The 475-nt window shown below is 77.9% G+C and carries 1 pseudogene; it reads right to left on the bottom strand.

Annotated elements, in window-relative coordinates:
- A pseudogene (locus KDH83_RS31500) lies at positions 1–475 on the bottom strand (two-component sensor histidine kinase); the annotation flags it as partial.

Below are 475 nucleotides of genomic sequence, written 5' to 3'. Positions count from 1 at the left end.
CCCAATGGCACCGCGCGCACGCCGGCCAGCGGGCGCGGGGGGATGGCGCTGCCGGGTGGCGCGGGACGCAGGGCGTGGCGAGGCGCGTTCTCGATCGCGCTGGACAGGCTCTCGCGGTCGCCCTTGATGCGCAGCGGCGCGGGCCGCTCCCAGGCGATGCCGACGTTGCGGTCGCCCGCCTCGAAGCGCGCGTCCTCGACCACGGCGTCCACCACCTCGGCCAGGTCGAGCATGCCGGCCGGTTCGGGCAGGGCGCCCATCTTCGCCAGCGCCAGCGTGTTGCCCACCAGCGCGTCCAGCCGCTCGCCCTCGCGTTCGATGCGGTCCAGCTGCAGGTCCAGCCGTTCGTCCTTGCGCCGCGCCAGTTCCACGGCCAGCTGCAGCCGCGCCCGCGTCGCGCGCCGCCCCGGCGCCAGGGGGCGCAGCACCCGTTCGCGCGTGCCGACCAGCGCCGGCGGGGGGCCGGCCACTGCGG

The organism is Achromobacter sp. Marseille-Q0513 (assembly GCF_018195695.1).
GTDB lineage: Bacteria > Pseudomonadota > Gammaproteobacteria > Burkholderiales > Burkholderiaceae_B > Achromobacter.
Note: the sequence above shows the minus strand (reverse complement) of the source record. Positions and strands in the feature narration are given on the sequence as shown.